Origin of the sequence: Sphingomonas caeni, assembly GCF_026013415.1 — a bacterium.
Lineage (GTDB): Bacteria > Pseudomonadota > Alphaproteobacteria > Sphingomonadales > Sphingomonadaceae > Sphingomonas > Sphingomonas caeni.
This window is the reverse complement of the sequence record NZ_JAPDOK010000003.1, coordinates 62,063-84,851: the sequence shown is the minus strand read 5'-3', so window position 1 is coordinate 84,851 and position 22,789 is coordinate 62,063. Positions and strand designations below refer to the sequence as shown.

Here is a 22,789-nt window from a genome sequence, read left to right as displayed (position 1 = left end):
ATGACGGCGATCCGCACCACCTGCGCCTATTGCGGCGTCGGCTGCGGGATCGCCGCAACGGTCACCGGCGAACGCTCAGCCGAGATCAAGGGCGACCCCGAACACCCCGCCAACCACGGGCGGCTCTGTTCCAAGGGCACGCATCTGGGCGAGACCACCAGCCTCGAGGGCCGGCTGCTGCACCCGACCATCCACGGCAAGCGCGCGAGCTGGGACAAGGCGCTCGATCTGGTCGCCAAGCGCTTCCGCGAGGCGGTGGCGCAGCATGGGCCGAACAGCGTCGCCTTCTATGTCTCGGGCCAGCTGCTGACCGAGGACTATTACGTCGCCAACAAGCTGATGAAGGGTTTCATCGGCTCGGCGAATATCGACACCAATTCGCGGCTGTGCATGTCGAGCGCGGTCACCGGGCATCTGCGCGCGTTCGGCGAGGATATGGTGCCCGCCTCCTATGACGATCTCGACGCCGCGGATCTCGTCATCCTCGTCGGGTCGAACACGGCATGGTGCCACCCGATCGTCTATCAGCGGATCATGGCCGCCCGGGCTGCGCGCGGCACGAAGCTGGTCGTGATCGATCCGCGCCGCACCGAGACGTGCGAGGATGCCGACCTCCACCTCGCGATCCGCCCGGGGAGCGATGTCGCACTGTTCAACGGCCTGCTCGCGCATTGCCGCGCCGAAGGCATCATCGATGAGGCTTACCTGGCCCGGAGCGTCAACGTCCCTGACGGCCTCTGGGACCAGGTGGGAGAGGGGAGCGACCTGTGGTCAGTGGCGCGGACGTGCGACGTCCAACCCGCCGATCTCAGGCGCTTCTTCGATCTGTTCGCGCAATTCCCACGCACCGTGACCCTGTTCAGCCAGGGGGTGAACCAGTCGCTGCGCGGCACCGATCAGGTGAATGCGATCACCAATCTGCATCTGGCGACGGCACGGATCGGCAAGCCCGGCGCGGCGCCCTTCTCGATCACCGGCCAGCCCAATGCGATGGGTGGGCGCGAGGTGGGCGGGCTCGCCTCGACGCTCGCCGCGCATATGGATTTCGCACCCGACAATGTCGCGCGCGTCGGGCGCTTCTGGGCGGCGCCGAACATGGCGGCCAAGCCCGGGCTCAAGGCGGTCGACCTGTTCCGCTCGGTCGCCGAGGGACGGATCAAGGCGCTATGGGTGATGGCGACCAACCCCGCAGTCTCGATGCCCGATGCGGGCGCGGTGCGCGAGGCGCTGGCCAGCTGTCCGTTCGTCGTGGTCTCGGACTGCATCGCCGAGACCGACACCAGCAAATACGCGCATGTGAAGCTGCCCGCCGCCGGCTGGGGCGAGAAGGACGGCACGGTCACCAATTCGGAGCGGGTGATCAGCCGCCAGCGGGCGCTGTTCGCACTGCCCGGCGAAGCGCGGCCCGACTGGTGGATCGTCAAGGAAATCGGCCGCCGGATGGGCTGGACCAGCGACTTCGCCTATAGCCGCCCGGCCGACATCTATCGCGAACATGCCCGGCTCTCGACCTATCAGAATGACGGCGCGCGCCTGTTCGACATCGGCAAGCACGCCGCGATCGGCAATGCCGATTATGACGCAATGGCGCCGTGGCGCTGGGGCGGTCAGGCGTTCGCGGATGGGCGCTTCCCGACCGCTGACGGCAAGGCGCGGCTGGTGCCGGTCAGCCAGATGCCCCTCCCCGCCCCGCTCGCCAACTGGCCGATGACGCTCAACACGGGGCGCTATCGCGACCAGTGGCACACGATGACCCGGACCGGCCTCTCGCCCAAGCTGGCGAGCCATCGCCGCGAGCCTTTGGTCGAGATCCACCCCGAGGATGCCGAAGCGCTGGGAATCACCGAGGGCGACCTCGCGCGCGTCTCGACGCCGCAGGGCGCGAGCGTCTTCCGCGCGACGCTGAGCGAGGGGCAGCGCAGGGGCGAGCTTTTCACCCCGATCCACTGGACCGACCGGCAATCGACGGGCGGCCGCACCGGCCTGCTCCCTCGCCCCTTGGTCGATCCGCATTCGGGCCAGCCGGGGTTCAAATCGACCCCAGCGCGCGCCGAGCGCGTCGCGGTCGAATGGCGCGGCTTCCTGATCGCGCGCGAGGAGCCCGGTGCGATCGACGCGGTCTGGGCGACACGCGTGCGGGTGCCGCAAGGTTGGCTGGTCGAGCTGGCCGGTGATGGCGACCCCGCGCGGCTGATCCGCCAGCTGCTCCCGCGCGGCGAGCGGATCGAGACGAGCGACCCGGCGCGCGGTCAGATGCGCCATGCGGTAATCGCGAACGGCAAGCTCGCGGCGGCGCTCTATCTCTCGCGCACCGGCAGCCTGCCCTCGCGCGACTGGCTGATCGGCCAGCTCGCCGCCGCCGACGCGCCACCCGCGATCGAGTTGCTCGCGGGCCGCCCCGCCGCGCCCCAGCCCGATCGCGGACCGATCGTCTGCGCGTGCTTCGATGTCGGCATGAAGACGATCGTCACCGCGATCGCGCGCCAAGGGCTGACCAGCGTCGAAGCGGTCGGCGCGGCGCTTTCGGCGGGCACCAATTGCGGGTCGTGCCGCCCGGCGATCGGGCGGCTGATCGGCGAAGCGAAGGAGAAGGCGCATGGCTGACGGTATCGCGCCCGGCACGGTATGGCTGGTCGGCGCCGGCCCGGGCGATCCCGATCTGATGACGTGGAAGGCCAGCCGGCTGCTGTGCGACGCATCGATCGTGTTCTACGACGCGCTGATCGGGCCGGGCATTCTCGAAATGATCCCCGCCCATGTCGTCCGCGTGCCCGTGGGCAAGCGATCGGGGCGGCATTCGAAGGATCAGGCGAGCATCAACGATTTGCTGCTCGCCGCGGCGCAGGATGGCGAGCGCGTGGTGCGGCTGAAGGGCGGCGACCCGTCGGTGTTCGGCCGCTCGGGCGAGGAGATCGATCATCTGCGCGCGGCCGGCGTTGCGGTCCATGTCTGCCCCGGCATCACCGCGGCCAGCGCGGCGGCGGCGAGCGCCTGCACCTCGCTGACCCTGCGCGGCTTCTCGCGCCGCCTCCAGCTCGTGACGGCGCATGCCCGCGCGGGCGAGGCGCTCGATCTCGACTGGGCGGCGCTCGCCGATCCCAAGGCCACCCTCGCCGTCTATATGGGCCGCGCCGCCGCGCCCGAGATTGCGCGGGAATTGATGGCGCATGGGCTGGCGGTCGACACGCCGGTGCTGATCGCCGCCGATGTCAGCCTTCCGACCGAGCGGCTGGTGTTCACCCGGCTCGACCTGCTGCCGCTCACCGTGGCCGCGGTCGCGGGGGAAAGTCCGGCGTTGCTGCTGATCGGCGAAGCGGTGCGCGGCGGCCAAAGCGGGCGACGGGCCGCGGCGCATACTGCCGAAGAACGCAGGCTGCCGCGCTAGGCTTGCGCCCGCGCCCGCGCCTCTGCTAGCCCGCGCGCATGGCTCTCGATCCCTCCGCCCCGCTGGTGCGCTCGCCCGATATCATCGCTTCCGAAGTCGATGGCGAACTGGTGCTGATCAGCATCCAGGACGGCAAATATTTCGGGCTCGATCCGATCGGCAGCGAGATCTGGCGCTTGCTCGAACAGCCCCATACGCCCGCTGCGGTGTGCGAGACGCTCCAGTCGCAGTTCGATGGCGACGCTGCCGAAATCGAGGGTGACGCCATGGAGTTCATGGCGGAACTCGCCTCGCACGCGCTGCTCCGCGCGGCTTAGAGATACCCGAACCGCGCCATCATCTCCCCATGCTCGCGCTCGATCCGCGCGGTATGTTCGGGGCTGAGCACCTCGCGCCACGTCCCCGATTTGCCGGTGTGGAAGAAGCGCTTGGCCTTGGCCGCGCGCTCCATGAAGCCCTCGCGCCGCTCCTTGGCGGCAAGCTGTTCGAAATGGGTGAGCTCGACCGCCCTGGCCACCGCCGCGTCGGGCGCGTCCCAGCCGATCCGCTCGGCCATCCGCCGCAATGCCCCGGGCTGATCGGCGAGCATGTCCTCGTATCGGATGACGAGCGGATCGAGCCCCGATTCGTCGATCCAGCTGCGAGCATGATCGCTCCAGCTGCCGGTGCGCTGGACGATCTGCGTTCCGATCCCCCGCGCGTTGGTGCCGAGCGCAGCCTCGTGATCGCACATGAAGGCCACGCTGCGCGCAACGCTCCAGTCGACGAAGCGCGACCAGGACACCGCGACATCGCGCGGATCGCGGATCAGATAGATGGTCGCATGGGTGAAGGCGGCGTCGAAGATCGGCCGGCCGCTGGGGGTGCGAATCCACGCGTCATGGACCTTGCAAAGCTCCGGCTCGGTCTTGGGACCATAAAGGACGGCATGCGCGTCGGGGCGCATCTCCTCGAGTTCATCGAAGGTCATCAGCCCCGAATCGATCTCGAGCGCGCGATCGATCAGCTCGCGCCGCGCCGACATCCGGCCGAACAGGCCGACCTCCTCGAAATCGATTTCGGCGCCGCCGTTGTGGAGCGAATAGAGCGCCATCCGCGTCCAGGTGTTACCCGATCGCGGATAGGAGGTGAGCCAGATCGCGCCGCTCATCGGATCAGCCGCACCGTCTCCACCACCGCATCGACCGTCGCGTCGAGATTGTCGAAGCCGACCCGGCGGAAGAGTTCGAAATGGCGGGGAATGCCCGCGGCGGCGCGGATCACGCGCGAGATCGCCTCGGGCCTGCCCACCGATTGCTTGAGCGTGCGCCAGCGATAGACCTGGCGCCGCACCTGCTGCACTGCGCCGGCACCCTGGAGCCGTGTGAGCATCACGTCACCGATCGTGTCGGAGATGGGGCGGAGGTGGAACAGTGCGGCCGGCGTCATCGGCTCGGTCACGAAATCGCGGTCGAAGGATCGGCTGAACTTCTCGATCCCCTCGCGGCACCGCTCGAGTTCCGCGACATCCCAATCGGCGTCGCGCAACGAATCGGGCCAGAGCCGGATCCGGCGCAACCCGGGCAGGAAGCGGACCTGGCCGCCATCGACCGCGATCGGCGTCACATCGTCGGCGAACAGGCGGAATCCGCGGCGGTTGAACGCCGCCGCCAGGGTCGACTTGCCCGACCCCGAGGCACCCGCGAACGCGACCGCCTTGCCGTCGATCTCGACCGAAGCCGCATGAAGCGGGAGCAGCCCGCGCTGGTTGCACAACAGGCCGAACACGCTGCCGAGCAACCATAGCCGCACATCGGGCGATTCCGGGTCCATGCCCGGCTGGATCGTGATGCTGCGGCCATGCTCGACCAGGAAATCGGCCACGCCGGGGATGGTGTAGCGCGCATGACCCTCGGCGTCGGTCTGGAGGAACGGGGTGTCGAGGACGAGGTTCGGGATGCTGGGCGGCACTTCGCCGATCCGGATGGCGACATCGATCGGGCCGGGCGTACCGGGCCAGGGCGCAAGTTCGGGCAGGTTGATCTCGCTCGATACCCGCCAGCCGCACAGATTATAGTCGCGGCCCTCCTCAGCCATTGCTTCCCTCATGCCAGCGCAGGAACGCCCCCATGGCGACGCTGAAGTGCAGGACGTAACGGTGCTGCCGCTCGCTGCGCTGCGCCTCTTCGGCGTTCCCGGGCCAGGTATCGACCAGAGTCTTGAGATGTTTCACGTCGAGGATACGGCTCGCGAGCGGCGACCGGCTCAGCCGCTCGACCGCCTCGGCGGTCTGCTCGCGCCGCAAATTGGCGAGATGGTACCATTCGCCGATCTGCCGCCCGCGCCTCGTCTGGGCGAGCAGCGCCTCCGGAAGCCGGTCCGCAAAGGCGCGCCGCGCGAGATGACGGCGGACGCCGTCGCGCTGATATTGCCGTTCGGGCACACCCAGCGTGAATTCGGCGATCCGCCGGTCGCTGAACGGATCGAGCATCTCGTGCGGCAGATGGCCACGCAGATAGGCGGCGCGATCGGCCATGTCCTCGCGCTGAAGCATCGACCAGCGCCGCGCCCGCCCGCTGAGCGGAACCCGGCGGAGGATATCGTGCGCGGCACTTTCCGTATGCGATTCATAGTCGAGCGATTGCAGGAAATCGGGGGAAAGTGCCGCCGACATCTGCCAGCGCGCGCGCTCATCGGTCCGGCGGCCCACTTGCCAGCGGCGAAGCGCACGCGGCTGGATCGCGGCGCCGATCTCGCTGCGCAGCGCCCGTGCGACCGATCCCCCCTCGCGCCGCGTGCGCTGGATCACGCCCCGGACGGCGGAGATCATCCTGCCGCCCCGGACCTGCTCGAAGCACAAGGCATTGCCGCTCCACGAAAGCGTGGCGTTGCCCATGCCGCCGGTCAGCAGCGTGCGCACGCCGATCGCCGCCGCGCGCTGATGGATCGGCTCGAACCAGGTGCGCGGAAACGGCGTGACCGGAAGGCCCATCGTCGCCGACTCCCATTCGGGATGCACGTCGCGCTCAGCCTGGTGGAGGTCGTCGACGACTACCCAGTCGATATTGGGGTAGCGCGCCGCGACAAGGCCCGCGAAGGCCTTTTCGTCGAAGCGGGTATAGGGATTGTGCGCGCCGGCGACGCGGGTGAAGGCGGTCAGCCCCTGGCCGCCCAGCAAGCGCGCCGCGGTCGCGGTGACCGCCGCCGAATCGAAGCCGCCCGAGAGCATCGTCGCGACGGTGCCGCCCGCGGGCAGCCGGCTGGCCACGGCCTTGTCGAGCAGGTCGCGCGCCGCTTCGACATAGTCCTCATCGCGCGCCAGCCGGACGGGGGCGATGGCGTCGAGCGTCCAATAGCGCGCGGTGCGGCAGCCGGTCTGGTCGAAGGTGGCGGTGCCGCCCGCGGGCACGCGCCGGATGTCGCGATACAGGGTGCGCTCGGGCATGTCGGTGGCGCCGACCAGGAAATCGGTGACGCCCAGATCGTCGAGATCGCGCGGCACGCCGGCCATGGCGAGCAAATGGTGGATCGCGGTGGCGAAGCGGAGCGCCTGCCCGTCGAAATGATAGAAGAGCGCGCGCGTGCCGAGTGCGTCCCGGGCCAGCGTAACCCGCCGCGCCGCCTCGTCCCAATGGACGAGCGCGAACTCGCCATAGAGCCGTTCGGGCGCCGAAAGGCCCCAGCGGTCATAGGCCGCGGCGATCAGCGCGGGATCGTCTTTCGCCCCGGCGCCGGGCCCCAGTTCGCGCAGCAGCGCATCGCGGTCGTCGAGGCGCGCCTCGACGAACAGCTTCGCGCCCGATGCGAGGTCGAATGGCTGGGGGGCGCCCGGCTCGGTGGCAAGATAGCGCGGCGGATAATAGGCGAATGCCCATGCGCCCTCCGCACGCACTCGAGCAGGCCGGACGCCACCGGCGCCGGCCCCACTCTTCCACCGATCGGTTATCGAGCGATCAACGGGTCCGCCATCGAGGCGAACAATTCCAACGAGACCGCCCATCTACCCCCAGCAATGCGAAAAATTCGCAGAAACAGTTGCTTAGGAATAGTTGCCCAGATCAATGCCGGGATAGACGGTCTGGCCGTCATCGCCGGGGGCATTCAGATCCTGCCCAGTAGCATTGACCATCGTATCGAGGGTCAGCTTCGGCTTGCGCCAGCGCGGGAGACCATTTTCACGCGCAGCCGACTCGTTTTCGATCCGATCCATCGTCATCTACCCTTTTGAAAACCCCGCAAAGTTGCCGGGATAATAGCTTGAGAGGTCAATAAATCAAGGTCGCAAGCGTAATAACTTGCCGTCAGACAGTATCTATTCGTACCAATCCGGCATCGGCAAGCTTGGCCAGCGCAGCGGCAACCGCTTCCACAGAATAGTCGGAACCCAGCAGGCCGGGCAGCGCGGCGACCGCAAGCGGCTTCTCGCGCAGGGCTGCGACCACCGCCTGCACCGCCGGCGTCGCGACAAGCGCGGCATGCGCCGCAGAGAGCATGTCGCCATTTGACGCGGGTCCGATCGTCACGTTGAGCGTCGCCATCCCCTCCGCGGTTGGCGCGCCCGGGCTGAGATCGAGCGACTGAATCCGCGCCCGCCGCGCCTGATGCTCGGCGTACCAGGCCATCGGATCGATCGCGGCGATTTGCGCGATCATCCGCGCCTTGACCGCCTCCAGCTCCGCGGCGACCGCCTCCTCGCCCAGGAAACCGGGCAAGGGAGCGCCCGCTCTCGCTTCGTCATTCACCAGTTCCGCGGCATAGTTCGCGAAGCCTGCCGCCGACGGATAACTGACGATGATCCCCAGATGCAGCGACCAGTCCCCCGGCGTGCAGCGGTGGAACAGGCCCGAGGGGACATAGAGCAGGTCGCCCGGCCGCATCGTCACCTCGCCGGTGATCTCGGTCGGCGGATCGCGATGATGGTTGGTGAAGCGCTTGGCGCTGTCGGCGATGGCGGGGCCGAAAAAGCTCCAGGTCTTCGACCCGTTCAAATGGACGATGATCAGGTCGGCGCTGTCATAGTGCAGCTCGATCCCCGATTGGCCGAACGAGATCACCGCCGCCAGCGTGACCCCCGTTCCCAGCCAGCGCTCGGCCGCGCAGGCCAGGTCCCACAGCTCGGGGGTCAGCCGCTGGGCATTGTTGACCACCACGGTGCCGCCCTGCCGCGCGAGCCCTCGCAGCGCGAGCGGCCGCAGCGCCTTGCCCTTGACCACCCCCACGCGCTCGAGATCGAGCTGCGAATAGGCGCCGAACACGCGCAGCTCGTCGACCGGGATCACGCCCCGCGCGAGGCCCTGCTCGATCGTCTCGAGCGTCACGATCGCCGCCGGATCGATCGTGCCGTCCGCCGGCACGCGATACGCGGTGCGCGCCGCCATCTGGCTGCGCAGGTCGTCGTCGGGCAGCAGCGAACGGATCGAGGTCAGGATCGGGCTCATTGCCCGGAGGCTAGCAACGCTTCACTTCCGCCGCCACGGCCATTTCGCATATTGGTCGATCGCCTTCTGCGGCCCGTTGCTGAACCAGCTATAGCCGTTGCGCCGTTCGAGGCTGAGTTCGTTGGGATCGTCATGGATCGTCTTGTCGCGATCCCCGAACACCGGCTTGCCGGTGGTGAAGTCGTAATAGCGCGACCAGATCGGGCCCGCGCCCGGCTTGGGCGAAAGCATCGCGCCATTCGGCCCACGCTTCCATTCCATGTCGCGGATCGCATGCGCCTGAAGCCAGTCGATCCCGGCCCGCACCGCGGCGACGAGCTGTGGCGAGGGATTGGGCCGGCGCATCAGCATCGCGAGGATATCGGCGCTTTCGTAGCTGGAGAGCGAGGCAGGCTCGAAATTGCGCGCCCCGACCGGCTTGAGCGTGAGCGCGTCGTGCTGCTGGCCCCAGACGGTGCGCTTGCCGTCGATCACGACCTGGGTGGTGAGGATCAGCGCGATCGCCTTGTCGACCGACGTGCCCGCCTGCGCCGCGAGCGGCGCGGGGATGGCGGCAAAATCGCCCGCGCGCCCGGCGACGCTGGTCAGCACCGCGATCACATCGGACATGGCATCGTCATTATAGGTGATCGCATCGTGATAGCCGCCCTGGAGCGGATAGATTTGCGGCCAGCCGCCATTCGGGAATTGCGCGGTCAGCAGATAGCGCACGCCCTTGGCCATCGCTGCGCGGTACGGCTCACCCTCCGCCCCCGGCAACGCGGCCTGGACGCGCGCGAGGAAGCGGATCTCGGTGGTGGTCGCGTTGTTGTCGATCGTGCCGACATAGGCCCAGTCCTCGTCGCCGGGGATGTCGCTGCGGGCGTTGGCGGGGAGATGCTCGATCGGCACGTAATGCTGGCCCCGCAGCCGCGGCGGGCCCGATCGGTCGACATTCTTGCCCCATCCGCCCGCAGGCGTCTGGAAGCTGACGATATTGTCGGCCACCTTGCGTGCCTCGGGGCCCGCATACCATTCCGCCGGGTTGGCCAGCGGCATGCCCGCTCCGCCCGAGGGGCCGGTCGGCGGCGCATCGGGCGCGACGCCCCCTGCCCGCTCGCGCGACAGCGACGCCATGTCCTCGGCCTTGAGCGCGCGCGACCTGGCCAGATAGGCGGTCCAGGCGGCCTGCTCGCCCTTGGGGAGCTGGGCGATCCGCGCCTCGGTGATCGGCTCGGCCGGGATCATGTGACCGATCACCCCCGCCGCCGCCACGCCAGCGGGAACACTTGCGAGTAACAGTGCCGCTTGCCAGAATCGCATTCTACTTCACTCCTGCCAGCCAGCGGACCGCATTTTCCAGGAAGCGGCGCTGCAGTGGTTGAACCATATCGGGCATGCGGTGAACGACCGCGTGCATGCCGTTCGCGCGGGCGATCAGGGTCGCGGCGCCGTTCCTGCGGTCATGGTCGCGGCTATAGGCGGCGACGATCTCGACACCCTCGCCGTCCACGATCAGGCCGTTCGACGGCTGCCCCTCGACCTGATGGAGCACGCTTGTGGCGCAGTCGGCAGGGATGCCTTCGAACAAGGGATGCGCGCGGAGATAATTCCAATTGCCCATCCAGGGCGCGCGGAGATTGCCGACCTGTCCCGCATAGCGGAACAGGCCAAGCGCCGAGAGCTGCTTCGCGACGCCGTCGGCGAGGCCATCCTCGGGCACGAGCGCGAGCAAGGGCGTTCCGGTCTTGACGGCGGCGAGGACTTCGGCGGGGAGTTCGCCGAGCACCATCGGCGGCTTCTCGCCTGCGCGGGGCTGCGCCTCCAGACCCGTCTGCTCGCCGACCTGGCGGCGGGCGATCTCGTCGGCCCTGAGGCCCGAGGCGATGACGCCGTCATAGCGTTGGCCGGGCCGGAAATCCTCGAACGCCACCCCGGCAAAATCGAGCTGCTTGCGCAGCGATTGCGCCACGCCCGCCACACCGATGCGGAGCGCGTGCGCGAAGGGTGCCGCGGGGCCGACCACCCAGAAATCGCGCTCGAACGCCGGAACATCCGGCGTCGTATGCGCCAGGCGGATCGTCCATTTGCCCGGCTTGTCGAACGGAAAAAGCTTCGCCTTCTCTTCGATCAGATAGGCGAACACATCGGGTTCGAAGCGCGCAGGCGTGGGGAAGGAGGCGCGGGTCAGCTCGCGCCCGTCCGGGCCGATCATCGTCAGGATCAGGTCCAGCCCGATCCCGCTCGTCCCGCCGGTATCGTCGAACAGCCAGATATCGAGTTCGGCGGTCTCGCCCAGCGCATAGACCAGCCGGCGCTGCTTGGCGCAGGGCCGCACCGGCAGCAGCGCGCGGCGGATGATCTCCGGATCGGTCTTGAAGTGGCGCAGATTGTCGACGACCCCCGAATGATTCTCGATTGCGGTCGTCTCCCAGCCGCTGACGCAGGCCATGTCGACGTTGTCGCCCAGCCGGATATTCTCGAAATAATTCTCCCAGGCGTGATAGGCCTTGCGGCCGATCGACAGGAACAGGCTCTCCGCGGTCGGGAAGGCCTTGCGGAAGCCCCAGCGGTCGAGGAACGCCTCGGTCTCCCTGAGAATCACCCGATGGTCCTCGATATCGTAGGACTTGCCGCCACGCGCATCGATCTCGGCGACGATCCCGGCGTGATTGTCCGCCACCGCGCAGCCCTGCATCTCGCCGAACTCGACGATGAAGGGCTTGCCCGCCTGCTGGTGGATATAGGCGTCCTTGGACTGGTAGAATTTGTCGTACCACTGGTCGCCCGCGCCCTGGTGATTGACCCACCAGCCGCCCCATTGCTCGACGTCCGAGCGGTAAGTGTGATCGCTGTACGGCAGAATCATCGCCTGCGCTGCGCCGCGCTGGACGAAGCCGTCGTTGAGGATGACGGTGCGGCTGGGATCGGCATCGTGGATCGCCCTGAGCACCGCCTGGACGTCCGGATTGGCGAGGTTGGCCCCGATCTCGTTCTGGAGCGTATATTGCACGAGGCTGGGGTGCGAGCGGAAGGTCTTCGCCATCGCCACGCATTTCTCGACGAGGAAATCGCGGCTGAACCTGTCGGCGTCGGACAGGGTCTCGCCGGGCTTCAGATCCCTGCCGATCGCGTGACGCCCGCCGCCCGGCTCCATCACCCGGAGCAGCCCACCCGCATCCTGCGCGGCGAACACCTCCTCCTTGCCGACATTGCGATGGAAATGGAGGCAGTTGAGTCCCAGCGCTTTCGCGGCGGTGACTTCGCGGCGCGCCAGTTCGGGCGTGGGCCACAGCCCGTTATACCCCCAATAGCCCCATGAGATCGCCGAATAGAGCTTCACGCGCCGTCCGTTGAGACGAAGCAAGGCATTGGTCCCGATCCCCTCGGGCGAGAACCAGCGGAAGCCGAACCGGACCGTGCGCCTGTCCTCGCCGAAGCCGAAGCGGAGTTGGTGGAGGTGCGGGGTTTCAAGGTCCCAGAGCTTCGCGTCGGGCGCCTTCACCCGGAACACGAAGGTCGCGACATTGGCGTCGGTGCTGATGCTCTCCAGCTTCACGACACCCTTTACGCCCACCAGTTCCACCCGCGCGCGACCGCGCAGCTTCACCATGTCGCGCGCGCTCGCCAGCACGACCTGCATATGCGCGGTCACTTCGCGCGGGTTCGGCGTGTTGAGCACCCAGGCATCGGCGATATGCGCGTCGAGCGGATGCGCGCTCAGCGTCATGCCGCGGTCGATCCCGCCAAAGCCGTGCGATGCGAACAGCTTGGCCGCGCCCCACATCATCGTCGTCGAATCGCGCCAGTCGTAGCGGCCGCCGGGATTGGTGATGCGGATCGCGAGCCGGTTCGCCTGCCCGGGCCGCATCGCTTGCGTGAGATCGCAATGGATCGGCAGCTCCGACATGATCGAATAGCCGACGAGCCTTTCGTTGAGGAAGACCTCCGCCCGCAGCCGCGCGCCGCGGATATGGAGCATCACGCGCTTGCCCCTGGCGGAGGCGGGAATGTCGATCTCGCGATACCACCAGGAGACGCCGCGATACGCACCGTTCTGAGGGACGGCATCGTCCTCGGCGTAGCGATACTCGTCCCCGGTATAGGACCGCTCGCCGAACGCACCCCAGAAATGCTCCTCGACCGTGGTGGGGAGCGTCACCGCCAGCGCCTTCGCCTTCCACAAGGCCCCCCAGCCGCCGGTCGGCGGGTTCAGCGGGAGCGCATGGAGATTCACCTGCGAGGGGAGATGGATCGCATCGTCGCGCCACGCGGCATCGCGGTCGAGCCAGAGCATCCAGCCGGTATCGGGCAGGTCGGCCAGCACCGGCGCCGCATGGGTCGAGGGAATGAAGGACATGGCGGCCCCGGCCGCGCTCGCGCCGAGAAATCCCCGCCGGCTGATCCCTGACATACCCTCTCCCGCGACCCATACGCGCCGATTCCCGGCTGGGCTGTGGGAGCGTTATGACACCGGTATCAATACGCGGCAAGCGGGCTGATCGAATTCGATCCGGAGCCGGCTGGTGTCGTATTGACGAAGGCGGTTCAACCCGATCCCATCTCGCTCTAAGCGAGGGTACCCGCCCCTTGCGGTTCCAACCGGAGATGACCCACCAGTTCAATGCCCAGCCCGACAATGTCAGAATGGGCCGAAGCGAGGTAGGCGATGGCCTTTTGAATAGGTGGCTGGACGGCGAACAGACCTATCGGATTACCGAGGAAGTCGTGGGGCTTGGCGGGTACGGGCGCACTCTCACGGTTCTGACCTGCAGTTCGCTCTCTGTGCGGCCAGAAGATCAGCCCGATGAAGATGACGAGGAAGCGCTCATCGAAAGCTGGACACCGCGCTTTAAGCGGTGATGGCCGCTCAGCATCTCCCCCAGCATGCTCGCCGTGCGGCCGTCATATCTCCAGTCGTAGTGCAGTGGGTGGTGGCGGGGGGAGGGATTCATGGTTCACCCAACCGGGTGGGGAATGACCCAACTTGCACCGCGCCCGCGCCGACCAGACGTCGGTCGATGCCTGCAGCGCGAAGGATCCCGTCCCCGGTTCGCCCAAGCATGACCGAGGTGAGCCCGAGCCCCGTCGCGACTTGGCAGATCGTCGCAGAAAGAGCGCCAGCTTCCCGCCACAGCAACGAACCCGCGTTCGAGTAGCACGCCTCGAGCAGATCGACGTCGCACGCGAGCTGTAGCGTCGTGCCCGTCCCGCAGTCCAGCATTTCGGCCAGACTGGCCCGGTTGATCTCGAGCGCCTCTGCGTCGATCGGCGCGATCCCGTGGACGTCGGGTACATATTCACCCGCGGTCGACGGATCGCCCAGCGGCATCACGACGACGCGCATGGCGTGCAGTCCGCCAACGGAGGGGGCGGGTCGGCTTTCCCACGGGAGGCCGAACCGGCCACCGGTCTGCCGCTCCCTCAGACTGGTCGAGTGCCAGAGCAAAGAGGACAGGTCCTCAACGGTGATGTCTCCCCCGATCAGGGAACGTCTGCCCTGGAGGATCTCCATGAAGCTGGCACTTGGCTGCCTGATGTCACGCGGAAGCGGGACCCATCGATCGGGGCGGGGTATGCGAGATGGAGGGCCGGAGCGATCGAGCCGCGGTATCGGCTCGTGGTCAGTAGGCATCGTCGAACAGCTGCTCCGTTACCTGGAAGTGCTTGTGGCAACCGCGGCAGTCGCCGCATGCCAATGGCCCCGTGTGACAGGAATGGGCCCAGGCGAGAATCTCGCGGGGCACCCCGGACGTCTTGATCAGCTCGACTGTCGTCATGCCGATGGCCGGCACGATGACGCGGACGTTTCCTTCCTGCATCCCCATCAGGGCATCAGCCGCCGCATAGAATTCGGCCCTACCATCAGCATGGGTTCCGTCCGACGCGACTGAACCGGTCATTAGCTCGGTGACGCCGATCGCGACGGCCCTCATACCTGCGAAGGTGAGCAGCATCTGGTTCCTGAACGGCCACCATTCCGTGACGGGAGCGGCCGCAAGAGGCTCACTACCGGCCATGTCGCCCGAACCGAGCGAGGAACAGTCCACGCGGATGATCTCGTGGCGCATGTTCAATGTCCGGGCCACCTCGGCAGCAACGGCCAGTTCAGTCGAGGCGGCTTTCTGGGCGTAGTCGATGGTGATCGCGACTTCGGGGCGCTTCCAATACGCCAGCGCGATCGAATCCATTCCGCCGGATAGGAGCACGGCCTTCAAGGAAGCGCCCACACCGCTTGGTAAATCGCCGAGGCCAGATCGCCAACGATAGTGCAGCCCGACCCTGCGACCATCTTCAAGTCTTCGGCGCGCATGTTTTGGGCGAGAGCCACCACGGGGATTCCCCTCGCAACGGCGTAACCGACCTCGAACACCGTGCCGGTGTCAGAACCGTTCAGGATCGCGAGCACCACTTGGCAGTCGTCGAGGCCAGCCAGGTCCTGCGGTGCCACGATCTCGCCGGGACCCTCCCCGACCTCGTGGAGCGGCGAGAAGACCGGAATGCCCATGTCGATAAGTTGTGCCCGGACTTCCTCAACGATCCAGCGCTCGGCCAGGTTGAAGAACGGAGCCGCAATGTAGATCCGGCCGTCCCCGGAGGTTATCGGTACGAGGTCAGCTGCCGTAAGGTCATGAGCGGTCGGGATAGGTAGCGACTTGGTATCGACATATCGGCTCACAGCTCGCGAAGCGAGATCAGCGGCTTCGTCTGGCGAACGTCCGTCGATTGCCCAGAACTGGGTGAACGCCGCGGAGAAGACGTCGCCCGATCCGATCTTGAAGACGTTCTCGCTCCGGTACGCGGGCACCTGATGGGAACTCGTCGCCGTCAGCACGAGGGCTCCGCGGCTTCCCATCTTGAGGACGACCACCTCGGTGTCCCCCCGGGCGAGCAGCGCTTCCGCCGCTTTGCGCGCGTCCGGATCACCGGTAAACCGCCTAGCTTCATGCTGGTTGAGGATCAGCGCCAGGCGGCCGGCGGTCGAGCCATTCTCGTCGTAAGGGCGGGGGTCGAATGCCGATTGCGGATCGTAGACGACTGTGCCTGCCGACACGACAGCGTCACCCTCGAGCATGCCGAACCGAAGCACGATGTCGTCCTCGACCTTAATAGACGACTGTCGTTTCACCGCATCCGGACGCGGGGTAATGCGCGGCACAGCGAGTGGATGGAAGTAGTCGAATGCGATCTGCTCGGCGACCTCGGGGCCATCGATCGCCAGACCGTACGCGTTCTCGAGACTCGCGAACGCGCTGGCGAGCGGCTTCGCACGATAGGTCAAAAGCCGGACATCGGGCGTGGCCGCGCTGATGGCGGCAGCAGCGCGCCCGGCTGAGCCATACACGTCGTCCCAGTGGGGTTCGACGCACCGTTCGACGTACACGCCCCCGACGACCGTGGTCATACCGGCTCGATCCGGACCTCCACCGCTCCTCCGACTTTCTTGACGACGATTGCTTGGTAGGTCCGACCGTTTACGATGCAATTGATAAGGGTGAGGTGGTTGCGGTGCGTGAGTGCACCGGCACGCTGGCCGTTGCGTTGCACCTCGAGCACAGGGCGGGGCCCATTCGTATCAAGCATGACATCGAGGATGTCGCCGACATTTAGCGTAGCGATGATGGCGGGTTGTGGACTGTTGAGCGGAACGGTCTCGACTATGTCGCACGGATCGCTGCCGCCACCGCCTCCGCCGCCCCCTCCGCCGCCGCCACCGTCGGTCGGCTTTGGCGTGGACGGTGGTGTCGGTGAATAATAGTCGCTTCGTCCGCCGCCGCTTCCAGTCATGATACCCCCTGTGCCTTGGTCTATCGACCTATCGGTGGGCTCATACCAACTGAAGCTGCCCCGTGTCGAACTTTCCGCGCCGATTTGATTGTGTTGTGCTCGGCGCCGGAGCCTTCAGGGTTAGAGCGATCGATGATGGTAACTGGCGCATTGTCATCCACATCACGGAGTCGAGGATGGAGGCGCGGGCGTCGATTGCCGAGCAGAAGCGGAGATACGCTTTCTCCATGCGCCGATAGTCCCGACCGACCTGCCAACCACTTTCGAAGAGTCCGAGGCCCGTCGCCGCCCGGATGATGTGTATGTCCAGGATGGAGACCTGGTCGCTCCCGCGCCAGTTGCGTACCACCCAGGACGCGGTCTTCAGGCCTATCCCAGGGAGTTCCACCAGTTGGTCGCGCAGGGTCACATCGTCGAGGTCCTCCGATATAACCTCCATGCCGCTCATGGCCGCGGCGATGTAACCGGACTTCTGGTTCGCGAAGCGGTACCGGACGGGTCGGCCCTGGATCTCGAGGGGCCGCGTGAGATTGGCGCGGACGACGTCGGCGTCCCGAAGCTCGTCCGTCGAGAGAATACGCAGGCGGTGGTAGGCTGCAAGGCCGACCTCGGCGGGAATGCCATACCCGCCGAGTAGGCAAGCCAAGATCTCCTCGCGGAGTGTCCTGCCAAGTCGATAGTGCTCCGGCTCGTCGAGTTCCCAAAGCCATGATTGGGCCGACCAGTAGGCCGGGCTGCCGATCTCCTCGATGCGCCCCCATTCGATCCGGTGACCGGCGATCCGCTGATGAGGCGAAGGGAACTGCCGCTCGACGGTCTGATCGCCGTGCATCACCACCACCGACTGCGTTGACGATGAGTTTAATGAATGCATATATGCATTCTAATATGCATTCCAGCGCGGCGCAACGATGGACTTGATACTCAGTGTAGATCAGGCGCGGCGCGCCAAGAGGATGTCGCAGACTGAGATCGCCGACGAGCTCGCGGTCACCCAAGGTCACTACAGCAAGGTCTTGACCAGGCGCGCGCCGCTGTCTGCCAAGCTAGCCGAGCGGATGGAGGCTTGGCTCAGCGAAGGCGGCCATAAGCCGATCGGCGACAGCGCCAGTCGTCGCATCAACCAACTCGCGATGTCGATCCGCCGGCAATGCATGGAACTTACGCATTTGGTTGGACTGGCGGAATCGGAGGAGTCTGGTCGGTAAATAGGGGTCTATGCACAAACCGGTCATGGCGGGAATCCCGAGCTTCGCCACACCGACCCGGTGAACCTGCGCTTCAGCATTCTCCAGCGCACCTCCCCAGACTTGGAACCGACCGAAATCATCGCGCTCGAGGCCAGCTCGAAGGAACGCCTTCACACGAGAGAATTCGGCCTCAATAGGAACTGACCACAAACGGCGGCTGACCGTCGCCTGAACTGTCCCGCTGATCGACATTCCATTCGACTTCGCTCGCAAACGGAGCATTGGTGCTCGTGTGAATCGCGGCCGGGACTGACCGGCGGCCGCCCCGATCAGCGCGACTGCCGGGGCTCTGGGTGGTGGGAGCGGCGCAGTGCTGCTCGCCTGAACAAGGACCACCATCATGACCAAGCTCAACGACACTCAGCTGATCCTGCTCTCGACCGCCGCCCAGCGCGACAATGGGAGCCTGATCCCGCTCCCCGACAATCTGGCTGCCGAGGCAGACAAGGTCCGCAAGGCAATTACCGCGATGATCAAGGCAGGCGTCGCCGAGGAAGGCGAAGTGCAGGACGCCACCCTGGCTTGGCGCGCCGACGGCGAAATCAATCTCGGTGCCCGCATCACCGATGTCGGCCGGACGGCGATCGGGCTTGGAGAAACCGGCGGCGCAATAGCTGGGGCGCCGGAAACGAACGAGCCACCGTCCGTGCCTGCGAAGCAGACCAAGGCAGGGCTGGTGCTGGAATTGCTGCAACGCGAGCAGGGCGCGACACTAGCCGAACTCGTCATCGCCACCGGCTGGCTGCCGCACACCACCCGCGCTGCACTCACCGGGCTGCGGAAGAAGGGCCATGAGATCGAGAAGTGCAAGCGCGGCGACGCGACCTGCTACCGGGTGGCGGTGAAGGCCTGATCATGGCTAGCCTCGAAGAGGAAGTGGAGGCGCTGGCGACGATGTCGCCAGCGCAACTCCGTTCGCGGTGGCAGGTACTGACGCGCGGTCCGGTGCCAAAGATCAGCGACGAACTTCTGCGGCTCGCTGTCGCGTATGAGTTGCAGGCAAAGAAGATGGGTGACCTGTCGCGGGATGCTCGACGGCGCTTGGATCAGCCCGGGAGCGGCAGGCGCGCCGATATCCCCACCTCACCCGGAACCCGCCTCGCACGCGAATGGCAGGGCGCCGTGCATATCGTCGCGATCGAAGAAGATGGCCGCATCCTCTGGAACGGTCGTCCCTGGCGCAGCCTCAGCGAGGTCGCGCGCGCGATAACTGGCACCCGGTGGTCGGGACCGAAATTCTTCGGCCTCAAGCAGAAGGCTACAGCATGAGGAAGGTCCGCTGCGCAATCTACACGCGCAAATCCAGCGAGGACGGTCTCGAACAGAGCTTCAACTCGCTACATGCCCAGCGCGAAGCATGTGCCGCCTATATTCTGAGTCAGGCCAGTGAAGGCTGGTCGCCGCTTCCCGACGAGTATGATGACGGTGGTCTGTCCGGGGGGACGCTGGAACGCCCTGCCCTTCAGCGCCTGCTTGCCGATATCACCGCAGGCAAGATCGATATCGTCGTGGTCTACAAGGTGGACCGACTGACCCGTTCGCTTCTCGACTTCTCCACGCTCGTCCAGGCTTTCGATGCGGCTGGCACGTCGTTCGTCTCGATCACCCAGTCGTTCAATACGACCACCAGCATGGGGCGGCTCACCCTCAACATGCTGCTCTCGTTTGCGCAGTTCGAGCGAGAGGTTACCGCAGAGCGCATTCGCGACAAGATCGCAGCATCCAAAGCCAAGGGCATGTGGATGGGTGGTACACCGCCGATTGGCTACAAGCCCGCGGGTCGCACGCTGGAGATTGTAGAAGAGCATGCGGCGATCATCCAACATGTTTTCAAGCTCTATTTTGAGGTCGGAACGGTCCGGGCGCTGATCGACAGCTTAGCTGCCGAGGATGTCCGCACCCCTGAGCGGCAAACCGCGGATGGACGGATATTTGGTGGCGGACTCTTCTCCCGGGGGCAGCTCTACTCGATGCTCAAGAACCCGATCTATGTCGGTGACATCTCCCACAAAGGCGAGATCCATGCGGGCCAGCATCCGCCCATCATCGACCGCGCTCTCTGGGATCAGGTCCAGCAACAGCTCGCCGACCATGTTCCGGGGCAGCGCCAGGGGAAGCGCGTCGAGCACCCAAGCCTGCTGGCCAGGTTGATCGTCGATGACGCTGGCAAGCCGTTGATTGCCACCCATGCCTGCAAGGGCAATCGCCGGTATCGCTACTATGTCAGTCGCGCGCTCCATCACCGCCATGAAGAACTGCGGGGTGGTGGCGTTCGCATCCCGGCGCGCGAACTTGAGGCAGCGGTAATGAAGCACATCGCCTCGGCATTCGACGAACCGATCACTCTCATCGCCACGGCAGGATTGCCTCTCAATGCAGTTGATCTTGGCGGAATTGGGAAGCGCGCCGCATCAGTCGCAAAGCGGGTTCGCGCGCGGGAGTCTGAACTGATCCGCGCTCTGCTATCGATCGTCCGGATCGAAGTGGATTGCATCAGGTTGACGCTTTCAGTCCCGGTGATCGCCGAAGTTCTTAAGCTGACGCCGGGGCCCAGCGCAGCGACCGTTGATCTCCATCTGGCGGCGAAGCTGAAGCGATCGGGCAAGGCTGTGCGCTTCATACAAACCGATGGGCGTAGCGCGACCGCGGGCGCACCCGATCAATCCCTCATCGATCTGATTGCGAAGGCGCGACGTTGGTGGGCGCGACTGCGAACAGGCGAGATTCACTCGGCGGCGCTTGCACGAGAGGAGGGCGTGACTCGCACGTACTTTGCGAACGTGATCGGCATCGCTTTCCTTTCGCCGCGCCTGGTCGAAATGATCGTGGCCGGGCAACAGCCTGCGCGTGTCTCAGGGAAGACGCTCACGGCCAACCGCGTGCCGGCCTCCTGGGAAGAGCAGCAGAAGCTGCTCGGCTGATCCGCCCGCGGCCAGCATGATCTTGGCCAGCGCGGCCCCCAACGCACCGTATAGGTGCTAACCTCCAAAAAGGCCTCCAGAGAAAAAGGCGCGAAAGCCTCACATCCGGGACGCTGTCGCAGTCTCCGTGGTTAGCACTATCGCCCTGAGTGCCGCGGAACGGCGCGGCTTTCGGTTGCGACCGCGGAAACTCTCTGCACCGGCAGACTGGTTGGCTGGGGCGGCGGGCAGCCACCCAGTCCTACTAGTGGTACACCTAATCCTCTCGCCTTACTATTCAATGCCTTCGACCTGACAGTCGTTCGCGGCGCAAACCCAAAGCCCAGGCCATGAGCGCCGCGAACCCTTCGCGCCTCGCGCCTCTCTCCTTGCGCCTGTCGCGCGAGGAGCGAGCCCGCCTTGAGCGGGCTGCCGGAGCCCAGCCGCTCGGCACCTACATCAAGTCCCGGCTCTTCGGTGACGGTGTGGTGCTGATGCCCGCCCGCAGCCGCAAACCCGTCCGCGACGAGCGCACTTTGGCGCAATTGCTTGCCCGCCTCGGCTCGAGCCGGATGGCGAGCAACCTGAACCAGCTCGCCCACGCCGCCAACATCGGAGCGCTTGATTGCGACGAAGAAATCGCAACCGCGCTCGCCGCCGCCTGCGCGGACATCCGGGCGATGCGCCTGATGCTGATGACGGCGCTGGGATCGAAAAGCCCGACGCCCGCCCCAAGCACCGCACCCCCACGCCAAGCATTTGCCGACGCTGACAGCAGGGAGCGCCAGCGGTGATACTCAAGGGATCGCAACGGGCCGGGTCCGCCCAACTGGCAGCCCATTTACTCAGTAGGCGCGACAACGAGCATGTCTGCGTCCACGAGCTGCGCGGGTTTGCCGCCGACGATCTGCATGGCGCGCTGGCGGAAAGCTACGCCATTTCGCGCGGTACGAAATGCACGCAGTTCATGTTCTCGCTGAGCCTGAACCCGCCCAAGGGCGCGGTCGTCGGCGAGGAAGAGTTCGAGCGGGCGGCGGATGAGGCGGAGAAGCGCCTCGGCCTCGAAGGTCAGCCGCGTGCTATGGTGTTCCACGAAAAGGAGGGGCGGCGGCACGCGCATGTCGTGTGGTCGCGCATCGACGCCGAGGCGATGCGGGCGATCAACCTCCCGCATTTCAAGCGTAGGCTAACCGACCTTTCGCGCGAGCTGTACCTCGAACACGGATGGATGCTGCCGGACGGGCTGCGCACGAACGGCGGCAAGAGCCCACTCAACTTCACACTGGAGGAATGGCAGCGGGCGAAACGGAATGGCGTCGATCCGCGCGAGATCAAGGACGCCATCCGCGACGCCTGGGCGCGTTCCGATTCCGCGAAAGCGCTGAGCGCGGCGCTCGAAGAGCGCGGCTATTTCTTGGCGCAAGGCGACCGGCGCGGCTTCGTCGCCATCGATACCAACGGCGACGTGTACCCCATTTCGCGCTGGGCGGGGATAAAGGCGAAGGAAGTCGCCGCCAAGCTCGGCGCACCGGACGCGCTGCGGAGCGTCGCCGATGTGAAGCGCGACCTCGCGCTGCGCATGACCGAACAGCTCCGCGATTTCCATGGCGCGCTGCGCGAGCGCCACGCCCGCGAACTGGAAGCCCCCCGCGAAGAGTTGCGGCGCATCGTCCTCGTCCAGCGCGCTGAACGCGACAATCTGGACGCGGCGCAGAAAGAGCGCCGGGAGCGTGAGACGCGCGACCGCGCCGCGCGCTTCCGCAAGGGTCTTGCCGGCCTGTGGGACGCGATCACCGGGCGGCGGCGCGAACTGACACGCGCCAACGAAGCCGAGACAATCGACGCTATGAAGCGGGACCGCGCCGAACGCGACGCGCTCGTGCGGGCGCATCTGGAACAGCGCCGGGCGAGCCAGATGCGGATCGGATCGATGCGCGCCCGGCACGCGCAGGATCGGCGCGTCATGACGCGGGAGGCGGTCGCCGCGCTGCGGCGCCTCAGGCCGCCCAAGACGCGGGACGCTGAAACCCGCGCCCGCGGGCACGCGCCCCAGCTCACCCCCTGAATGTG

The 22,789-nt window shown here is 66.4% G+C and carries 22 protein-coding genes; 10 read left to right on the top strand and 12 right to left on the bottom strand.

Features of this window, described 5'->3' with window-relative positions:
* From OF829_RS09105 to OF829_RS09095, 3 genes are read left to right on the top strand one after another with little or no spacing between them, the layout of a single operon-like run.
* Nucleotides 1-2,604, top strand: a complete 2,604-nt coding sequence (locus OF829_RS09105; RefSeq protein ID WP_264939699.1) for a nitrate reductase — start codon at nt 1-3, stop codon at nt 2,602-2,604.
* On the top strand, nt 2,597-3,385 hold the full coding sequence (gene cobA / locus OF829_RS09100; RefSeq protein ID WP_264939698.1) for a uroporphyrinogen-III C-methyltransferase: 789 nt from the start codon (nt 2,597-2,599) through the stop codon (nt 3,383-3,385). Before OF829_RS09105 ends, cobA begins: the two co-directional genes overlap by 8 nt.
* Nucleotides 3,386-3,423: 38 nt before the next feature.
* Nucleotides 3,424-3,702, top strand: coding sequence for a PqqD family peptide modification chaperone (locus OF829_RS09095; RefSeq protein WP_264939697.1), 279 nt, complete (start codon nt 3,424-3,426; stop codon nt 3,700-3,702).
* Here OF829_RS09095 and OF829_RS09090 read toward each other — a convergent pair.
* From OF829_RS09090 to OF829_RS09060, 7 genes are all read right to left on the bottom strand, one after another.
* Complete coding sequence (locus OF829_RS09090) at nt 3,699-4,535, bottom strand: sulfotransferase domain-containing protein (RefSeq protein WP_264939696.1); 837 nt, start codon at nt 4,533-4,535, stop codon at nt 3,699-3,701. The genes OF829_RS09095 and OF829_RS09090 overlap by 4 nt on opposite strands.
* A complete protein-coding gene (locus tag OF829_RS09085) occupies nt 4,532-5,461 on the bottom strand; it encodes a hypothetical protein (RefSeq protein WP_264939695.1) in 930 nt (309 codons plus the stop codon). The genes OF829_RS09090 and OF829_RS09085 overlap by 4 nt, the downstream gene beginning before the upstream one ends.
* Nucleotides 5,454-7,256 (bottom strand): asparagine synthetase B family protein, encoded by a 1,803-nt coding sequence (locus OF829_RS09080; RefSeq protein ID WP_264939694.1) that lies wholly within the window; start codon nt 7,254-7,256, stop codon nt 5,454-5,456. The genes OF829_RS09085 and OF829_RS09080 overlap by 8 nt, the downstream gene beginning before the upstream one ends.
* Nucleotides 7,257-7,403: 147 nt before the next feature.
* The gene (locus tag OF829_RS09075; protein ID WP_264939693.1) at nt 7,404-7,574 is read right to left on the bottom strand and encodes a hypothetical protein; all 171 of its coding nucleotides are present in this window, start codon (nt 7,572-7,574) and stop codon (nt 7,404-7,406) included.
* A 91-nt stretch (nt 7,575-7,665) separates the two neighbouring features.
* On the bottom strand, nt 7,666-8,802 hold the full coding sequence (locus OF829_RS09070) for a cupin domain-containing protein (RefSeq protein WP_264939692.1): 1,137 nt from the start codon (nt 8,800-8,802) through the stop codon (nt 7,666-7,668).
* A gap of 21 nt (nt 8,803-8,823) precedes the next feature.
* Nucleotides 8,824-10,104: a pectate lyase gene (pelA, locus tag OF829_RS09065; RefSeq protein ID WP_264939691.1), complete on the bottom strand. Its 1,281-nt coding sequence runs from the start codon at nt 10,102-10,104 to the stop codon at nt 8,824-8,826.
* A gap of 1 nt (nt 10,105) precedes the next feature.
* Nucleotides 10,106-13,195 carry a sugar-binding domain-containing protein gene (locus OF829_RS09060; RefSeq protein ID WP_264939690.1) on the bottom strand — a complete coding sequence of 1,030 codons (3,090 nt, stop codon included), beginning with the start codon at nt 13,193-13,195 and terminating at the stop codon, nt 10,106-10,108.
* A gap of 194 nt (nt 13,196-13,389) precedes the next feature.
* On the opposite strand from OF829_RS09060, the gene OF829_RS09055 reads away from it, so the two are divergent.
* A complete protein-coding gene (locus OF829_RS09055; protein WP_264939689.1) occupies nt 13,390-13,644 on the top strand; it encodes a hypothetical protein in 255 nt (84 codons plus the stop codon).
* An 88-nt stretch (nt 13,645-13,732) separates the two neighbouring features.
* On the opposite strand, the gene OF829_RS09050 is transcribed toward OF829_RS09055, so the two are convergent.
* The 5 genes from OF829_RS09050 to OF829_RS09030 all read right to left on the bottom strand — a co-directional run bounded on the left by OF829_RS09050 (nt 13,733) and on the right by OF829_RS09030 (nt 17,401).
* The gene (locus OF829_RS09050; protein ID WP_264939688.1) at nt 13,733-14,296 is read right to left on the bottom strand and encodes a nitroreductase family protein; all 564 of its coding nucleotides are present in this window, start codon (nt 14,294-14,296) and stop codon (nt 13,733-13,735) included.
* A 109-nt stretch (nt 14,297-14,405) separates the two neighbouring features.
* On the bottom strand, nt 14,406-14,990 hold the full coding sequence (locus OF829_RS09045; RefSeq protein WP_264940172.1) for a 7-cyano-7-deazaguanine synthase: 585 nt from the start codon (nt 14,988-14,990) through the stop codon (nt 14,406-14,408).
* 5 nt (nt 14,991-14,995) lie between these two features.
* Complete coding sequence (locus OF829_RS09040) at nt 14,996-16,186, bottom strand: PfkB family carbohydrate kinase (protein WP_264939687.1); 1,191 nt, start codon at nt 16,184-16,186, stop codon at nt 14,996-14,998.
* On the bottom strand, nt 16,183-16,569 hold the full coding sequence (locus OF829_RS09035) for a hypothetical protein (protein ID WP_264939686.1): 387 nt from the start codon (nt 16,567-16,569) through the stop codon (nt 16,183-16,185). The genes OF829_RS09040 and OF829_RS09035 overlap by 4 nt, the downstream gene beginning before the upstream one ends.
* Before the next feature lie 40 nt (nt 16,570-16,609).
* Nucleotides 16,610-17,401, bottom strand: coding sequence for an 8-oxoguanine DNA glycosylase (locus tag OF829_RS09030; protein ID WP_406701423.1), 792 nt, complete (start codon nt 17,399-17,401; stop codon nt 16,610-16,612).
* A 79-nt stretch (nt 17,402-17,480) separates the two neighbouring features.
* On the opposite strand from OF829_RS09030, the gene OF829_RS09025 reads away from it, so the two are divergent.
* The 6 genes from OF829_RS09025 to OF829_RS09000 all read left to right on the top strand — a co-directional run bounded on the left by OF829_RS09025 (nt 17,481) and on the right by OF829_RS09000 (nt 22,784).
* The gene (locus OF829_RS09025) at nt 17,481-17,777 is read left to right on the top strand and encodes a helix-turn-helix domain-containing protein (RefSeq protein WP_264939684.1); all 297 of its coding nucleotides are present in this window, start codon (nt 17,481-17,483) and stop codon (nt 17,775-17,777) included.
* A 382-nt stretch (nt 17,778-18,159) separates the two neighbouring features.
* Nucleotides 18,160-18,672, top strand: a complete 513-nt coding sequence (locus tag OF829_RS09020; RefSeq protein WP_264939683.1) for a DUF3489 domain-containing protein — start codon at nt 18,160-18,162, stop codon at nt 18,670-18,672.
* 2 nt (nt 18,673-18,674) lie between these two features.
* The gene (locus OF829_RS09015) at nt 18,675-19,088 is read left to right on the top strand and encodes a DUF2924 domain-containing protein (RefSeq protein WP_264939682.1); all 414 of its coding nucleotides are present in this window, start codon (nt 18,675-18,677) and stop codon (nt 19,086-19,088) included.
* Nucleotides 19,085-20,740, top strand: a complete 1,656-nt coding sequence (locus OF829_RS09010) for a recombinase family protein (protein ID WP_264939681.1) — start codon at nt 19,085-19,087, stop codon at nt 20,738-20,740. The genes OF829_RS09015 and OF829_RS09010 overlap by 4 nt, the downstream gene beginning before the upstream one ends.
* Before the next feature lie 329 nt (nt 20,741-21,069).
* Complete coding sequence (locus tag OF829_RS09005) at nt 21,070-21,513, top strand: MobC family plasmid mobilization relaxosome protein (protein WP_264939680.1); 444 nt, start codon at nt 21,070-21,072, stop codon at nt 21,511-21,513.
* Complete coding sequence (locus OF829_RS09000) at nt 21,510-22,784, top strand: relaxase/mobilization nuclease domain-containing protein (RefSeq protein WP_264939679.1); 1,275 nt, start codon at nt 21,510-21,512, stop codon at nt 22,782-22,784. Before OF829_RS09005 ends, OF829_RS09000 begins: the two co-directional genes overlap by 4 nt.
* Nucleotides 22,785-22,789: the final 5 nt, after the last annotated feature.

Bases quoted from the DNA above. Each gene is read 5' to 3' on its own strand.
- OF829_RS09105 (WP_264939699.1), top strand. From the start codon at position 1: ATGACGGCGATCCGCACCACCTGCGCCTATTGCGGCGTCGGCTGCGGG.
- cobA (WP_264939698.1), top strand. From the start codon at position 2,597: ATGGCTGACGGTATCGCGCCCGGCACGGTATGGCTGGTCGGCGCCGGC.
- OF829_RS09095 (WP_264939697.1), top strand. From the start codon at position 3,424: ATGGCTCTCGATCCCTCCGCCCCGCTGGTGCGCTCGCCCGATATCATC.
- OF829_RS09090 (WP_264939696.1), bottom strand. From the start codon at position 4,535: ATGAGCGGCGCGATCTGGCTCACCTCCTATCCGCGATCGGGTAACACC.
- OF829_RS09085 (WP_264939695.1), bottom strand. From the start codon at position 5,461: ATGGCTGAGGAGGGCCGCGACTATAATCTGTGCGGCTGGCGGGTATCG.
- OF829_RS09075 (WP_264939693.1), bottom strand. From the start codon at position 7,574: ATGGATCGGATCGAAAACGAGTCGGCTGCGCGTGAAAATGGTCTCCCG.
- OF829_RS09070 (WP_264939692.1), bottom strand. From the start codon at position 8,802: ATGAGCCCGATCCTGACCTCGATCCGTTCGCTGCTGCCCGACGACGAC.
- pelA (WP_264939691.1), bottom strand. From the start codon at position 10,104: ATGCGATTCTGGCAAGCGGCACTGTTACTCGCAAGTGTTCCCGCTGGC.
- OF829_RS09060 (WP_264939690.1), bottom strand. From the start codon at position 13,195: ATGTCAGGGATCAGCCGGCGGGGATTTCTCGGCGCGAGCGCGGCCGGG.
- OF829_RS09055 (WP_264939689.1), top strand. From the start codon at position 13,390: ATGACCCACCAGTTCAATGCCCAGCCCGACAATGTCAGAATGGGCCGA.
- OF829_RS09050 (WP_264939688.1), bottom strand. From the start codon at position 14,296: ATGGAGATCCTCCAGGGCAGACGTTCCCTGATCGGGGGAGACATCACC.
- OF829_RS09040 (WP_264939687.1), bottom strand. From the start codon at position 16,186: ATGACCACGGTCGTCGGGGGCGTGTACGTCGAACGGTGCGTCGAACCC.
- OF829_RS09035 (WP_264939686.1), bottom strand. From the start codon at position 16,569: ATGACTGGAAGCGGCGGCGGACGAAGCGACTATTATTCACCGACACCA.
- OF829_RS09030 (WP_406701423.1), bottom strand. From the start codon at position 17,401: ATGCACGGCGATCAGACCGTCGAGCGGCAGTTCCCTTCGCCTCATCAG.
- OF829_RS09025 (WP_264939684.1), top strand. From the start codon at position 17,481: ATGGACTTGATACTCAGTGTAGATCAGGCGCGGCGCGCCAAGAGGATG.
- OF829_RS09020 (WP_264939683.1), top strand. From the start codon at position 18,160: ATGACCAAGCTCAACGACACTCAGCTGATCCTGCTCTCGACCGCCGCC.
- OF829_RS09015 (WP_264939682.1), top strand. From the start codon at position 18,675: ATGGCTAGCCTCGAAGAGGAAGTGGAGGCGCTGGCGACGATGTCGCCA.
- OF829_RS09010 (WP_264939681.1), top strand. From the start codon at position 19,085: ATGAGGAAGGTCCGCTGCGCAATCTACACGCGCAAATCCAGCGAGGAC.
- OF829_RS09005 (WP_264939680.1), top strand. From the start codon at position 21,070: ATGAGCGCCGCGAACCCTTCGCGCCTCGCGCCTCTCTCCTTGCGCCTG.